Raw genomic sequence first — 14,597 nt, forward strand, 5'->3', positions numbered from 1 at the left:
ATCCCTCCAGATAACTGAATTACATCATGTTTACACATTATTACACTTCAAATTGAATCCTTGCGAGATTCTATAAAGCAAATGATTATCATTGGCGTTCGTAATTAGATCGAATCTTCGTTTGCTCTGCCCTTTTGGGTGAGGGTAGATGAGCGCCAGCATAACAACCGAAGCGTAATGGCTTCATATAACAATCATTTATCACGGAAACTATTATGTCTTCGAACGGCAGGGAATCAGGCATCCGCAAAACGTTTAGCGTTTCATTGTTGGCGATGGCAGTACACGCCCTTCTCAACCCCACTTTGGCGCAGGCTGCCGATACGACTCAGCAGGATCTGGTGGTCAATGCCACCAGCAGCGACAACAGCGATGAGACTGAAAAACAGGACTATGCGGTCAAAACCACCCGAGCGGGTACAAAACTGCTGCTGACGCCACGTGATGTGCCGCAATCAGTGAGCGTGGTGACGCAGCAGCGTATGCAGGATCAGCAGCTACAAACCGTCACCGACGTATTGAATAACACCACTGGTATCACCAGCAATTTGGTGGATTCTGAACGTTCTGAATACTATTCACGCGGCTTTAAAATCACTAACTTCACCTTTGATGGTATCCCTACTTCTACGGGTGATAACTGGAACTACGGTGACGCGGCATCTGATACCGCCATTTACGATCGTATTGAGGTGGTACGTGGCGCGACGGGCCTGATGACTGGGGCTGGCAGCCCTTCCGCTTCGGTCAATATGGTGCGTAAACACGCCGACAGTAAAGATTTTACTGGCTCGGTCAGCGCCAGCTATGGCAGTTGGAACAAACAACGTTATGTCGCTGATATCGCCGGGACGCTGAACAGCGAAGGTTCACTACGCGGACGCGTGGTAACAGGGTATCAGGACCAGGATAGTTGGCTCGATCGCTATCATAAAAACAAGAAGTTCCTTTATGGCGTGGTCGATGCGGATATCACCGATAACACCACCCTTTCATTAGGTTATGACTACGAAAAGGCCGATACGCGCGATCCTACATGGGGTGGCTTACCGGATTTCTACAGCAACGGTTCGCTTACGCACTACAACCGCAGCCTGAACTCCGCCGCCGATTGGACTTACTATCACACCGAAATACAGAAGGTTTACGCCGATCTGGTGCATAACTTCGATAACGGCTGGAGCTTCCATGTGAATGGTACCCATGCCAAAAATACCTTTAGCGATAAGTTGCTTAACCTGTACAGCGCATTCCCTGACGAGAGTACCGGCGAAGGCGTAACCGGCTACGGCAGCCTGGACCGCGGTAAACGTGAGCTAACCTCCGTTGATGGTTACGCCAGCGGCCCGTTTGAGTTATTAGGCCGTCAGCACCAGTTGATGGCAGGCCTGAGTTACAGCCGTCAGCATAACCAAACCTACAGTCAGGATGGCGTCACTGACCTGGATGAGTATGATATTACTGCCGCTGATATGGGGCCATTTAATAACAACTGGAATGGCAATCTTGCTGAGCCGCAGTGGCAAGGTTGGTATCTGAACGCGAATGACGTCATTCGCCAGAAGTCTGCTTACACCGCAGCGCGTATTTCATTAGCCGATCCGCTATCACTGATTATTGGTGCTCGCTACACCGAATGGAGCACCAACGGTAGCAGTGGTGATATGACCCAACACAACACCACGCCGTACGCCGGTCTGGTGTATGACATCAATGATACCTGGTCTGCGTATGCCAGCTATACGTCGATTTTCCAGCCTCAAACCTATCGCGATAGCTCAGGCCACTACCTTTCTCCAGTTACCGGAAAAAGCTACGAAACGGGGTTAAAATCGGCATGGTATGATGGTCGTCTGACCGCGACCTTTGCGGTATTCCGTATTCAACAGGAAAACGTCGGGACAGCACAAGATGGCGTCTACGTTAATAACAGCAGCGAGCAGGCCTACACCGCCACTAAAGGCGCACGCAGTAAAGGGGCCGAGTTCGAACTTAACGGTGCACTCACCGATAACCTGCAATTAACCTTCGGAGCAACGCGCTATGTCGCGCGCGATTTGGATGGTCGTTATAACCCTGACCAACCGCAAACCCAGTTCAAGCTGTTTACCCGTTACAACGTGCCGATGCTGCCTGACCTGACGATTGGTGGCGGCATTAACTGGCAGAACCGCGTGTTTGAGGATGTCAGCTCCCCAGATGGCGGTACGCAACGCGTCTATCAGGGCAGCTACCCACTGGCTAACCTGTTTGCCCGTTATCAGGTCACCAAACAAGTTGCCGTGCAGGCTAACGTCGATAACTTATTCGACCGCGAGTACTACACCTATATGAATAACTATGTTTACGGTGAGCCGCGCAACTTCTCGGTTAGCGTGTCATATCAGTTCTGATATAAAAATCCCCGGCTTCAGGCCGGGGATTCTTTCTGCATCAGGCTTTATTTTTATAGTTAAAACTAATCTGCGAATTTTGTTCACGCGGTAACCGCCGCGCTTCCAAATATACTGATTTCCAGTATGGATTATTCAGCGATGAACGCATCACACCCTGACTAACCGATGCGTGGAGAAATTGATGATCGGTGTCATAAAAGCCTACGTGTAACTCGCGTTTGATGCGAAAGAACACTAAATCACCAGGTTGCAAATGCGCCTTATCGACTGGCTGCCCCATGGCAATTAACTCACGCGTCGTGACACGATCCATCGGAATATTGAAACGATCTTTTAAGGTGCGCCAGACAAAGCCGGAGCAATCCACCCCGTTTAATTGCGTGCCACCCCACTGGTATTTGGTCCCTTCCCATGAGTGCATCTGATCGTGTAATGCCGCGATCACCGGAATCAAATCGGGTTGCTTACCACCATCGGTTGAAGCATCGACGCTCTCTTCCGCAGGGGCATGAGAAGTTTTGGAAGAGCAACCTGCCAGGGTAATAAAAAACAGGCAGGCGAAGATTTTGCTGGCCGCAGAGTTGATCATGAGATGACGTTTTCGCTGAGGGAGACAGTGGTTAGAGATTTATACCGTAGAAAAGTTGCAAAAATAAATAGCTGGCCGCTGAATTCTTTTAATCCTCTTCTTTTTTACCTAAGTTTACGGAAAGGTAACATCATGTATTTGAGATAAAAATTAACTATTCTTTCGCCAATTTACGTGATGAAGGTTATTTCTTCGCCCGACTCTGCTGCTATTTCATCCTACCATCGGCATCAATCAGCCGATGGTGGGATGCGGGTTAATGTTTATTGTTTGGCTTTACTGCGTAATGGCGACTCCGGCAGGAACAACGACAGAATAAATGCCACTACCATGACCACCGCAGCCATCTGAAATGCCGCATGCACCGCTTCGCTAAATACCTGCAAATAAGCGTGTTGCACATCATAAGGCAAATGGTGCACGGCGTTAGGATCCAGCGTGGCGGGTAATTTATCGCCCTTGTCGACCATTTCAGTCAAACCCGACTTCAATACATGGCTAAACATCGCACCGAATAATGCCACTCCTATTGAACCGCCAACCGAACGGAACAACGTGACGGAAGAGGTCGCAACGCCAATACGGTCCGGTGTCACACTGTTTTGCACCGCCAGCACTAACACCTGCATTACCATACCCATGCCCATACCGAGCACGCAGGCGTAGAGATAAATCTGCCACAGCGGAGAGTTAAGCGTCAGCGTGGTCATTAAAGCCATTCCGATCGTCGCCAACAAGGTTCCGCCAATGGGGAACAGACGATAGCGACCGGTGCGGCTGATAATGCGTCCGCTAACAATCGAGGTCACCAGCAATCCGCCCATCAGTGGTAGCAACTGCAACCCAGCCTCGGTCGGGGTTGAGCCTTTCACCACCTGTAAATAGAGCGGCAGGAAAGTCACACTGCCAAACAGCGACATCCCGACAATAAAGGCCATCAAACTGGAGAGCGAAAAGTTGCGATTGCGGAACAGATCCAACGGAATAATCGGTTCCCACGCGCGCCGCTCTTCATAAATAAAGCCAATCACACCTACCAAACCAAAAGCCAGAATGCACCACAGCACGGGATCGCTCCACGCGCGCAGCGTGCCGCCTTCGCTGGTAAACAGGGTAATTCCCACCAGCGCCAGGCACAGGCAAACAGCACCAGGATAATCAATCTCATGCGGTTTACGTTTGTTATCTGCCTTAAACACGGCGTTGATAATCACCAGTGCAAACAAGCCCAACGGTAGATTGATATAGAAAATCCAACGCCAGGAGGCGTGCTGCACGATAAATCCGCCGAGTAACGGGCCAACCACCGTCGCCAATCCAAATACCCCGCCAAATAGCCCCTGGTATTTGCCACGATCGGCAGGCGGGATGATATCCGCCACCGCTGCCATGCTGACCACCATCAGCCCCCCGCCGCCCAGACCTTGCAGGGCGCGGGTGAAGATCAGTTGCTCCATATTTTGCGCCAGCCCACACAGTGCGGAGCCAATCAGGAACAGAACAACGGAAATTTGCAGCACCGTTTTACGGCCAAACAGGTCACCAAACTTACCGTACAGCGGCACCACGATGGTGGACGCGAGCATATACGCCGTGACAATCCACGACAGGCGATCCAGCCCGCCTAATTCACCCACAATGGTGGGCAACGCAGTAGAGACGATGGTCTGGTCGAGTGCAGAGAGCAGCATCACCAGCATCAGTGCGCCCATCAGCAAACGGACGGAAGGTGGACTCTCTTCCCCGCTGCCCGATTTCGGCGCGTATGTTTCAGGTTTCATATCAGACACCAATTGAAATTAATTAAATACACAATTAATATTGTCCACAGTCTGACACGAAACAAGCGAACGCGTAAAGATGACCGCACAAAAAGTCCCTGCTGATGATAAGACAACTCACACCCAACCTCGCCGTCCGGGTCGACCGCGTGGCGGGGCCATTAACGCGCAACAGCGTGAGCACCTGCTGGATATCACCTTAGCGCTGTATGCTAAAAACGGTATTGCAGAAACCTCACTCAATGCCATAGCACGCCAGGCGGGCGTCAGTCCGGCGATGCTGAATTACTATTTTCAGTCACGTGAGTCGCTGCTGGATGTGGTAGTTGAGGAGCGATTTCTACCGATGCGCCAGCGTCTGGAAGCGCATTTCGATGAAGATATAGGTGACCCTGTCACCACTTTTAGTGGATTCATTCGTGAAATCGCGGATATCGTTCTGACCAACGACTGGTTCGCCCCTTTATGGATGCAAGAAGTCACCAGCGGTTCACACGGCTTAGGTCAGCACATCAAAGAACGTTATGGTCATGCGGGGCGTGACAAAGTCAGGGCGTTGATTGTGCGCTGGCAACAACAGGGTTTATTGAATGCGGCGTTGAATCCCGATTTGCTGATGACATCCATCCTGAGCATGATTCTGGTGCCCTTCACACGCTTTGCCAATGAGCCGGAGTTTGATACGGAGCTGATTGTACAGCACACACTTAGCCTGTTCTGTCAGGGAATCCGCCCGGTCAGTTAAATTCGTTAAGCACGCACATAAGAATGGCGGCCCGCGGGCCGCAACGGGTTTTATCCGAACACCACATGATTACTTTCGCTGCTCCACTGCGCCAGCACGCGGTCACCTGCGGCAAAACTCTGCGGCTCGGTTTCACCTTGCGTTTGTTTCCATGCCATCATGGTTTCCCCGTTGGGGAGGCGTAGGTTGTAGTGCAACATATAACCGCGATACACCACCTGCGTGACTTCCGCCGCCGTTGCATTGCAGGTTGCGGTGCCCAGTGGCTGTTGCAGAGGCGATAACCGCACCGCTTCAGGGCGGATCGTCACCATTGCCTTACCTTTTAACTCACCCTCCACCAGCAAACGCACACCGCTTTCGGTCTGCAACTCACTGCGTCCGCCTTGATACTGCATCACTTCGGCAGAGAGGAAGTTGGAGGCACCGATAAACCCGGCCACAAAGGCGGTCGCCGGTTTCTGATAGATCTGGGCGGCACTCGCCACCTGTTCCAGCTTGCCACCCTGCATCACTGCGATTTGATCTGCCATGGTTAACGCTTCATCCTGATCGTGCGTCACCATAATGGTGGTCAAACCGAGACGCTGTTGAAGTTGGCGGATCTCCAGTTGCATGCTTTCCCGCAGGCTCTTATCCAGGGCGCCAAGCGGTTCATCCAGTAACAACATATCCGGTTCGATCACCAACGCGCGCGCCAAAGAGACACGTTGCTGCTGCCCGCCAGAGAGTTGCGCAGGTAAGCGATCGCGATAGGATTTCAGCTGCACCATATCCAATGCTTTTGCTACCCGATCGCTGTATTCGCTGCGTGACTGCCCGCGCATTTTCAAGCCAAATGCCACGTTCTCTTCCACCGTCATATGGGGGAACAGCGCGTAGTTCTGGAAGAGCAATCCGATATTGCGACGATGCACCGCAGTTTCCAGAATCGAACGACCGCCAACCAAAATGTCTCCCGTAGTCGGGGTCACTAACCCAGCCACCATGCGTAAACAGGTGGTTTTGCCACAGCCGCTTGGGCCGAGTAAGGCCAGGATTTCGCCCGCATGCACGGTTAATGAGATATTCTCAACGGCCACGGTCTTGCCGTAATGCTTACTAAGGCTGTCAAGCCGCACTTCATAAGATCGCTGCATCATCGCCTCACGCGTTGAAGGTTTGGTTGTAGCGCTCCAGTAACTCAGCGCGACGCGGGATAATGTAAGTCCAATCCGGCGTGAACAGGTTCAACTGCTGCATTTTCTCTTCGGGATAGGCGAGATACTTCAGTGTGGCCTCATCAAAGTTGATGCCTCGCACCGTTGGCGCACTCAGCGTCACTTCTGCCAACATCTTCTGCACATCTGCATCCAGCAAACGGTTGATCCACGCTAACCCCAGTTCACGCTGTGGTGCACCTTTTACCAATGCCAGTCCGTTAATGCCTGTGAATGCGCCCTCTTTCGGGAAGGTCATATCCAGCGGAATCCCTTTTTTGGTATGCGGGTAGATGGCTTTTGAGTACTCAATGCCGCCAACCATGGCCTGGCCCTGCGCCACCATCATTACCTGCGCTTCGCCGTCGTACACCGTCATCACGTTATTTTTGAGTTCCGCCAGCTTGTCCCACCCTTTATCGATTTCATACTGTGCTTCCTGCAGCGGCTTGCCGGTCGCCAGCGCGGCGGCAACGATCAGCATTAATATGCTTTGTGTATTCTTGGGCGTGTTCAAAATCATTTGGTGTGCAAACTGCGGCGTGAAGATTTCGTTATAACTCGCAATCGGTTTGGTCATTTGCGGATTGATAAACAGCCCCGCCATCGAAACCGAGAACCCCACGCCATAGCGATCGCTCAACAGATAACGATCAAATACATTTTTGAGATTCGGAATGCCTTCAGCGGGCAGTTGCTCGATCAGGTTCTCCGCTTTCGCTTGAGGTACGCCGATATCATCCATCGACATCACGCTGAACACCGGCTTGGCCTTGGTGGCACGCAGCGCGGCAATGTTGGCCAGCGTGGCGCCCTCTGTGGTTAACACCTTGCAGTTGTACGCTTTCTCAAACTCCGGCAGGACTTTCTGTTTGATCAGCGCGCCCTGTGCCGAGTTGTACACCCCCACTTGCAGAACGCGATCGGCGGCATTGGCTTTCACCTGGATATAGGGCAGCAGCGCGGCGCCCGCTACCGCTTTAATGAAGGTACGGCGTTTCATAGCACTCATAGAACATCCTCTGGTGTGAAGTTATGCGGCCATTGCACGACGCAGGCCAACCAATTTTTCCAAAACGATTACCACCACGGTGGCGAGTAAAATAATCACCGTCGACATAGTGGCAACGGAGGGATCAAATACGGTGCCGATTTGGCGATAGAGCACCACCGGCACCGGGGTATTTTCCGAGTCGGCCAACCACATTGAGACGGGATAGTTATCGAAGGACACCATGAAGCAGAAGATCGCACCGGACATCACGCCGGGAACAATCTGCGGCATGATCACCTGACGGAACGTTGCCCAACGTGAAGCGCCCAACGTGCGTGCGGCTTCTTCGAGGCTGGGATTAACCAGTTCAAGACTGGTGATGACGGTGCGCACCACGTAAGGTGATGTCACCACAGTATGGGCTAGCAGCAGATTGAGTTTGGCGTTGCTCCAGCCATAACCGGAAAACAGCTGCAGTAACGCAAGCCCGGTGATCAACACAGGGAAAATCAGGGGTGACAGCAATAACCCTTTGCACAAATCGGCAAACGGCAGATTGCCCCGCACCAGCGCAAAGGCCGCTGGAATGCCCAGCAACAGCGACAGCAACGTGGTGCCAAGTGATAGCAGCGTGCTGAACAACAGTGCATCAGTAAATTCGCTGTTGCCCAATACTTTGCTGTACCAGTCCAGCGTGAATCCACTGGGTGGGAAGCTAACGAAATATCCATCGGAAAAGGAAATCGCGATAATCAGCAATATCGGGGCAAGGATAAACACCATCATTGCTGCGGCGAAAGCATATAGGGCCGCGCCGCCCCAGCCTTGCAAACGTGCGTTCATTGAGCATCCCCCGGCAGGCGGCGTCCACTGAGTAGCTTCATCGACAACGTATTCACCGCAATCACGATAAACACCAGAATGGCGGCGATGGTGGCGCCAAATGGCCAGTCATATACCGCGACGATCTGTTGTTCGGCCAGATTGCCCAGCATCTGCGCACGCGGGCCGCCAATCAGCGCCGGAATAACGTAGGAACCAGCCGCCAGCGAGAACACCAGCGTCATCCCCGCGACCAGCCCTGGCAGGCTAAGTGGAAAGGTAATACGGAAAAATACCTGCCACGGTGGCGCACCCAAAGTGCGGGCCGCAAAAGGCAGATTGGCATCAATTTTCCCCAACGCGGATGCCAGCGGTAGCACCATCATCGGAAAGAAGATCTGCAGCGACGCGATGATTACCGCCCAATCGGTAAACATCAGCGTGTTCGGGCGATCGATAATACCGAGATGCAGTAAGACATAATTGAGCAATCCCGTCGGACCGTTGTTAAGAATAAGCTGCCAACCGTAAGCACGAACCACCACGCTAACCGCGAGCGGCGCGATGATCACCAGGGTCAGCACGCGCGCCAACAGCGCATGACCGCGCACTAACACAGTTGCCACGGGATAGGCCAATACCGCCGCAATCAAAGAGGTGATCACGCTGATACGCAGGGTGTTCCACAGCACATCGCTATATAACGCCACCGAAAAGAAATGCCAGTAATGGCTGAAAGTCCAGGGCGTGCCAATATTTCCATCGGCGGATTGTGTCATCAAGCTGAATAACAGCAACTTGACGGCAGGAGAAAAAAAGAAAAACAGTTGAAACGCCAGCAGCGGAATGATCAATAATGCGGGCGATTGCCAGCGCCAGGTTGATTTCGCCCGTGGCATGGGCGTGGGAATAGCAGTCATTGGAATTCCTCGAGACAAAATCTTGCACAACGCCATGAACCAACATGACGACATCAGAGAAAACTATGTAGAGTCAGAAATTCCGCGTTTTAATATAAGCAATTGAAATGACGTTTATTGCCCTTTAATTTATTGCGTCACAAAACGTTAATATGATTGTTTGCTATCGACCCAATACATTTTCACGATGCGTATACTCATTCCGGTTATGGGTAGATATTGATGTGAAAAAAGTTTGGGTTATTGCAGACACACAAGCAAAGACGGATAAATTCGGCTATCCGCCTGAATGCTTTAAAAGAATAGAATTAAATTATTGCGTGAGCCTATTGCCTGACTGCGCAAGGCTTTGGGTCAATTCGATGAGCAATTCACGCACCGCAGCCGCGGGTTCTGACAGCGGTGTACGATCGGACACGCAAAGAGAGAGCGTTTGGCTGATAGTTGGGCCACTGATGGAGCGGATCACCACATCACGTGATTCTGACTGAATGCGCTCGGCAATCGCCTTCGGCATAATGGTACAGCCAAGACCCGCATCAACAGCGCGCGCAATGCTTTTCACCGCTTCCAGTTCACCCACAATGTTCAGGCTCTGATGATGCAGGTTAAAGGCTTCATCAATGGCACGCCGTACAAAGTTATAAGATGGCGGTAATAGCATTGGCAAGGCGCTGAGCTGGCTGACTTGTAGCGCCCCGCCATCATCATCGAAATCAAAATCTGCGTGAGCAACAAAATAGAAAGTCTCTTCCAGTAGCGGTTCGTAATGCAGTCCTTTAACGCCGCCGCTGCCGTGCAGCAGCGCCATCTCAAGCCGACCATTCACCACTAACTCACTGTAGGCTTGCCCCACACTCTCAACCAGGTGCAGCAGAATGCCCGGATGACGCACTCGCATCTCGCTCAATAGCGACATCGACAACGTGGATGCGGCGCTAAACGGTGCCAGCCCGACTGAAACCCGGCCCGACAGTTGCTGTCCTGCGCTAAGGACGTCGACCTCAGTTTGCGCAAACTGACGCAGCATGGCATGTGCGTGACCATACAGTACTTTACCCGCTTCAGTCGGCACCACGCCTTGCTGGCTGCGAATCAACAACTGCCGTTTAAAATGTTCTTCCAGTGCCACCAACTGCTGGCTCAAAGCCGGTTGCGCGATGTGCAGTGCATCTGCCGCGCGGGTAATACTGCCCATATCGACAATGGTAATGAACGACTTCAGACGTCGGATATTCATAGTTTCCGCCACATTCATACTTGCCGGACACGCAATGTGCCGCAGTCTACAGTAAATGTATCGAGAATTAATTTTGGCAGGTAAGAAGTATTACTTGTTACAGGATAGGTGTTTTATATGGATGCCTTGTATTATTAGCGCGCAATGAAATAAGAAAAAAATATCCAGCCAAAACAAAATTATCTTATCGGTGATGGCGATATACCCCTATGGTGATTCGCACGTTTCGTTAAAGTAGAAACTTACTTAAAAAAATAAAAATAATAAACATCCTACCCAATGATATTTCCAGATCTGTGTGAATGCCTGACGGCATCTTTGATGTGTGCGCTTCATCCGCTGGCTGGCTGCTGGTGTGTTTTTGTCGACGCAATATTGTGCGCTCGAGGAACTTAACAGCCAGCGGAAACTTTTCCTGATTCCTTCCATCACGCAGCTAGTTTGCGCGGTGCTTATACCAACAAAATGATAAATACTCCGACGAGGATAAATGATGAAGCTGAGTTTAAAACTTTGTATCGCCAGCGCCCTGTTTGCTTCTGCATTCAGTCAGGCTGCCGAGATTTACAATAAAGACGGGAACAAATTGGATCTGTACGGCAAAGTGCAGGGAGAGAATTATATCTCCAGTAACGACAGTCTGGGCGGTGATCAATCTTACATGCGCTTTGGTTTTAAAGGCCAGACGCAGATCAATGACCTTATGACCGGCTATGGTCAGTGGGAATATCAGGCACAGCTCAACAATAGCGAAGGCAGCGACGCGCAAAGCGGCAATAAAACGCGCCTTGGATTTGCGGGGGTGAAAGTGGGCCAATACGGTAGCTTCGACTATGGCCGTAACTATGGTTTGGTTTATGACGCCATTGCTTACACTGACGTGTTGCCTGAATTTGGCGGCCCAACCGGCACCGCCGATGGCTTCCTGCGCGGACGTTCAACCGGCGTCGCCACCTACCGTAACCGTGATTTCTTTGGATTGGTCAATGGCTTGAGCTTTGGAATGCAGTATCAAGGCAAAAATGACCGCGATGCTATCAGTAAAGCCAATGGTGATGGCTGGGCAACTTCACTCGGCTACGCCACCGATTTCGGCGTGAGCGTGGTGGGCGGTTATGCCAATCTGGATCGCACCAACGCGCAGAATGCCGATGGTGTATACGGACGGGGTGCAAAAGGTGAGAGTTGGGCAGTAGGTGCGAAATACGATGATAACCAGTGGTACTTTGGCACCTTCTACGGCCAGACCCGCAATGCTTACGCCATCAGCAATAGCTTAACGGGCGAAAGTGGTTTCGCTAATAAAACTGAAAGCTTTGAAGCCACGCTGCAATACCAGTTCCTGAACGGCATACGCCCTTCCATCGCCTGGGTACAAACCAAAGCCAAAGATATCGAGGGTATTGGTAACGAAGACCTGCTCAAATTCCTTGAACCAGGATTGACCTACTACTTCAATAAAAACATGAAGACCTTCGTGGCCTACAAGATCAACCTGCTCGACGATAACAATAAACTCGGTTTGCCGAATGATGATCAGGTGGCATTGGGTCTGGTGTATCAGTTCTAATATTTTGAAAGGCCAGCAATGCTGGCCTTTTTCGACTACTCGCAGTTAAGTTTGCCACGGGTCAATTACTCGATCACCAATTGGACCTTTTTGCCCATCGCCGCAACCATACCCACCAACGAATCAATGGTAAATTTTTCTGTCTTTAGATTAACCACATCAGAAACTCGTGGTCTGGAAACGTGCAGGATCTTGGCCGCTTCAATCTGCTTATGGCCATTTGCCGTCATCCATTCAGAAACTTCAGTCATTAGCTGCTTTTTTAATTCATCGACTCGGTTAATTTCTTCACGAGATTGTGTCAGAAGGGAGTCCGCTTCAGCCGGTTCGAATCCGAGATCAGCAAAAATATTGCTGCCCGCTTTGGTGATATGCCGCGACTGGGTATCGATTTTATCGGTCATGTTAGTTTTCTCCGTTCTTCGATAACTGCTTTATAACGTTCGATTATTATATTCACATCTTGGGGGCTGGTTTGTTGTGTTTTCTTTTGGAAGGCATGTATGACATAAATGGCTTCAACAAATTTTGCCACATAAACGACGCGATATTCGCCATCATTGCCTTTTATTTTGACCTCAATAACACCTGATCCCCAGCGATTCACAGCCTTGTAGTGAGTGGGATTATGCCCATTTTGAATTTTGTGAAGTTCAAATCCAACGTCCTTTTTCACCTCATTGGGGAACATTTTGATGTCCTCCAGCGTTGTACCACGCCAGTCTAAATCCTTTTCATCCATTTCTGTGCGCTCCACACCACTCCATTTGTGTATAAAATATTATACACTCCTAAATGTACGGAACAAACTTCAGTCAATAAAAAACCCCGCATTTGCGAGGCTTCTCTCAAACTAATGTGTTTACGGATACAACCCGCGATCCTTCCGTGCCAGCAGAATTCGCTCGCAGGCAACGGCGTAAGCTGCCGTACGCAGCGTCACGCTGAGCGCATCGGCTTTCTGCCACACGGCTTCAATGGCGTGCTGCATAATGCTTTCCAGCCGTTGATTGATCTCCTCCTCGCTCCAGAAGAAGCTGGAAAAATCCTGCACCCATTCAAAGTAACTCACCGTCACACCGCCCGCATTCGCAATCACATCTGGCACCACAGCAATGCCGCGTTGCTGCAAGATATCATCGGCTTCCGGCAAGGTCGGGCCGTTTGCGCCCTCAATAATCAGGCGACACTGAAGCAGATTAGCGCGTTCAGCCGTGATCTGTCCCTCCAGCGCGGCAGGCACCAGAATGTCGTAAGGCTGAGTCCAGAAATGTTCATCCGCAATGTGGTCAGCGCCGGGGAAGCCAGCGATGGTGCCGTGAGCTTGTTGCCACACCTGTAACGCTGGAATATCCAGTCCGCTGGACAGATAGAGTGTGCCTTTGTGATCCTGAACCGCCACCACTTTCGCCCCCAGCGCATGGAACAGCTCGGCGCTGACGCTGCCAACATTGCCAAAGCCCTGCACCGCCACGCGACTGCTGGCGACTTCAATCCCCAGTTTCTTTGCCGCACGGCAGCCAGTGACAAACACGCCGCGTCCCGTAGCTTTAACGCGTCCCAGCGAGCCGCCCAAATGCACCGGTTTGCCGGTGACGACGCCTGTCGTCGTGGCGCCGACGTTCATCGACCAGGTATCCATCATCCACGCCATCACCTGCGCGTTGGTGCCGACATCCGGCGCGGGAATATCCTGCTGGGGGCCAATCATATTGCCGATTTCGCTGGTATAGCGCCGCGTTAAACGCTCCAGCTCCTTATGGGACAAGGTAGTGGGATCGACACGCACGCCGCCTTTCGCTCCGCCAAACGGCAGGTTCAGCGCAGCGCACTTCACCGTCATCCACGCGGAGAGCGCCATCACTTCCTGCAACGTCACATCAGGATGAAAACGCACCCCGCCCTTGCCCGGCCCGCGCGATAAGTTGTGCTGCACGCGATAGCCCTCAAAATGACGCACCGTGCCATCATCCATTTCCAGCGGAATATCAACGATTAATGCTCGTTTTGGATGCGTTAAGGTATCGGCCCAGCGACTCAAATCGCCCAGCAGAGGCAACACACGTTCGACCTGCGTCAGATAAGTTGACCAGGCTGAGTGACGGTCACCCGTCACATAGGAAAGTTCAGACAAACTGACCTCCAGATTTTACTGTCAGGATAGGAAAACGCCGCCCACGTCAAAATGGCGGCGAGAGGATTGATTCAGTCGTTCAGGCCGAGTTTTTTCTCCAGATAGTGGATGTTGGTGCCACCCTGCTGGAAGTTTTCGTCGGACATGATTTTCATCTGCAGCTCGACGTTGGTCTTGATGCCGTCGATGATCAGTTCCGCCAGCGCA

The 14,597-nt window shown here is 51.6% G+C and carries 14 protein-coding genes; 3 read left to right on the top strand and 11 right to left on the bottom strand.

Annotation, left to right across the window (positions count from 1 at the left end):
• Positions 1-215: 215 nt before the first annotated feature.
• On the top strand, positions 216-2,393 hold the full coding sequence (gene fhuE / locus LBW88_RS16440; RefSeq protein ID WP_224933030.1) for a ferric-rhodotorulic acid/ferric-coprogen receptor FhuE: 2,178 nt from the start codon (positions 216-218) through the stop codon (positions 2,391-2,393).
• A gap of 40 nt (positions 2,394-2,433) precedes the next feature.
• Here the strand turns inward: fhuE and LBW88_RS16445 are convergent, their stop codons facing one another.
• Both LBW88_RS16445 and LBW88_RS16450 read right to left on the bottom strand, forming a co-directional pair.
• Positions 2,434-2,985, bottom strand: a complete 552-nt coding sequence (locus tag LBW88_RS16445) for a C40 family peptidase (RefSeq protein ID WP_200574859.1) — start codon at positions 2,983-2,985, stop codon at positions 2,434-2,436.
• A gap of 263 nt (positions 2,986-3,248) precedes the next feature.
• Entirely contained in the window at positions 3,249-4,766 is a 1,518-nt protein-coding gene (locus LBW88_RS16450; protein ID WP_224933029.1) for an MDR family MFS transporter, read from the bottom strand.
• 79 nt (positions 4,767-4,845) lie between these two features.
• Between LBW88_RS16450 and LBW88_RS16455 the strand changes: the two genes are divergently transcribed.
• Complete coding sequence (locus LBW88_RS16455; protein WP_224933028.1) at positions 4,846-5,511, top strand: TetR/AcrR family transcriptional regulator; 666 nt, start codon at positions 4,846-4,848, stop codon at positions 5,509-5,511.
• Between the two features lie 50 nt (positions 5,512-5,561).
• Here the strand turns inward: LBW88_RS16455 and LBW88_RS16460 are convergent, their stop codons facing one another.
• From LBW88_RS16460 to nac, 5 genes are all read right to left on the bottom strand, one after another.
• Positions 5,562-6,650, bottom strand: coding sequence for an ABC transporter ATP-binding protein (locus tag LBW88_RS16460; RefSeq protein ID WP_224933027.1), 1,089 nt, complete (start codon positions 6,648-6,650; stop codon positions 5,562-5,564).
• Positions 6,651-6,657: 7 nt separating this feature from the next.
• A complete protein-coding gene (locus LBW88_RS16465) occupies positions 6,658-7,722 on the bottom strand; it encodes an extracellular solute-binding protein (RefSeq protein ID WP_224933026.1) in 1,065 nt (354 codons plus the stop codon).
• A 21-nt stretch (positions 7,723-7,743) separates the two neighbouring features.
• Positions 7,744-8,547 (bottom strand): ABC transporter permease, encoded by an 804-nt coding sequence (locus tag LBW88_RS16470; protein ID WP_224933025.1) that lies wholly within the window; start codon positions 8,545-8,547, stop codon positions 7,744-7,746.
• Positions 8,544-9,446: an ABC transporter permease gene (locus LBW88_RS16475; protein WP_224933024.1), complete on the bottom strand. Its 903-nt coding sequence runs from the start codon at positions 9,444-9,446 to the stop codon at positions 8,544-8,546. Before LBW88_RS16475 ends, LBW88_RS16470 begins: the two co-directional genes overlap by 4 nt.
• Positions 9,447-9,759: 313 nt before the next feature.
• Positions 9,760-10,686 carry a nitrogen assimilation transcriptional regulator NAC gene (nac, locus tag LBW88_RS16480; RefSeq protein WP_224933023.1) on the bottom strand — a complete coding sequence of 309 codons (927 nt, stop codon included), beginning with the start codon at positions 10,684-10,686 and terminating at the stop codon, positions 9,760-9,762.
• Positions 10,687-11,176: 490 nt separating this feature from the next.
• Between nac and LBW88_RS16485 the strand changes: the two genes are divergently transcribed.
• Entirely contained in the window at positions 11,177-12,256 is a 1,080-nt protein-coding gene (locus LBW88_RS16485; protein ID WP_320442536.1) for a porin, read from the top strand.
• Between the two features lie 65 nt (positions 12,257-12,321).
• Here LBW88_RS16485 and LBW88_RS16490 read toward each other — a convergent pair whose 3' ends face one another.
• The 4 genes from LBW88_RS16490 to LBW88_RS16505 form a co-directional block, all read right to left on the bottom strand.
• Positions 12,322-12,660, bottom strand: a complete 339-nt coding sequence (locus LBW88_RS16490) for a helix-turn-helix domain-containing protein (protein ID WP_224933021.1) — start codon at positions 12,658-12,660, stop codon at positions 12,322-12,324.
• Entirely contained in the window at positions 12,657-12,998 is a 342-nt protein-coding gene (locus LBW88_RS16495; RefSeq protein ID WP_224933020.1) for a type II toxin-antitoxin system RelE/ParE family toxin, read from the bottom strand. The genes LBW88_RS16490 and LBW88_RS16495 overlap by 4 nt, the downstream gene beginning before the upstream one ends.
• 120 nt (positions 12,999-13,118) lie before the next feature.
• Positions 13,119-14,390: a Glu/Leu/Phe/Val family dehydrogenase gene (locus LBW88_RS16500; protein ID WP_224933019.1), complete on the bottom strand. Its 1,272-nt coding sequence runs from the start codon at positions 14,388-14,390 to the stop codon at positions 13,119-13,121.
• 71 nt (positions 14,391-14,461) lie between these two features.
• Positions 14,462-14,597: hypothetical protein (locus LBW88_RS16505; protein WP_224933350.1), on the bottom strand; the 136-nt coding region annotated here is incomplete at its 5' end.

The organism is Pantoea sp. alder81, from assembly GCF_020179835.1.
Taxonomy (GTDB): domain Bacteria; phylum Pseudomonadota; class Gammaproteobacteria; order Enterobacterales; family Enterobacteriaceae; genus Pantoea.

Excerpts from the sequence above, each read along its gene's own strand:
- fhuE (WP_224933030.1), top strand. The coding sequence starts at position 216 with ATGTCTTCGAACGGCAGGGAATCAGGCATCCGCAAAACGTTTAGCGTT.
- LBW88_RS16445 (WP_200574859.1), bottom strand. The coding sequence starts at position 2,985 with ATGATCAACTCTGCGGCCAGCAAAATCTTCGCCTGCCTGTTTTTTATT.
- LBW88_RS16450 (WP_224933029.1), bottom strand. The coding sequence starts at position 4,766 with ATGAAACCTGAAACATACGCGCCGAAATCGGGCAGCGGGGAAGAGAGT.
- LBW88_RS16455 (WP_224933028.1), top strand. The coding sequence starts at position 4,846 with ATGACCGCACAAAAAGTCCCTGCTGATGATAAGACAACTCACACCCAA.
- LBW88_RS16460 (WP_224933027.1), bottom strand. The coding sequence starts at position 6,650 with ATGCAGCGATCTTATGAAGTGCGGCTTGACAGCCTTAGTAAGCATTAC.
- LBW88_RS16465 (WP_224933026.1), bottom strand. The coding sequence starts at position 7,722 with ATGAGTGCTATGAAACGCCGTACCTTCATTAAAGCGGTAGCGGGCGCC.
- LBW88_RS16470 (WP_224933025.1), bottom strand. The coding sequence starts at position 8,547 with ATGAACGCACGTTTGCAAGGCTGGGGCGGCGCGGCCCTATATGCTTTC.
- LBW88_RS16475 (WP_224933024.1), bottom strand. The coding sequence starts at position 9,446 with ATGACTGCTATTCCCACGCCCATGCCACGGGCGAAATCAACCTGGCGC.
- nac (WP_224933023.1), bottom strand. The coding sequence starts at position 10,686 with ATGAATATCCGACGTCTGAAGTCGTTCATTACCATTGTCGATATGGGC.
- LBW88_RS16485 (WP_320442536.1), top strand. The coding sequence starts at position 11,177 with ATGATGAAGCTGAGTTTAAAACTTTGTATCGCCAGCGCCCTGTTTGCT.
- LBW88_RS16490 (WP_224933021.1), bottom strand. The coding sequence starts at position 12,660 with ATGACCGATAAAATCGATACCCAGTCGCGGCATATCACCAAAGCGGGC.
- LBW88_RS16495 (WP_224933020.1), bottom strand. The coding sequence starts at position 12,998 with ATGGATGAAAAGGATTTAGACTGGCGTGGTACAACGCTGGAGGACATC.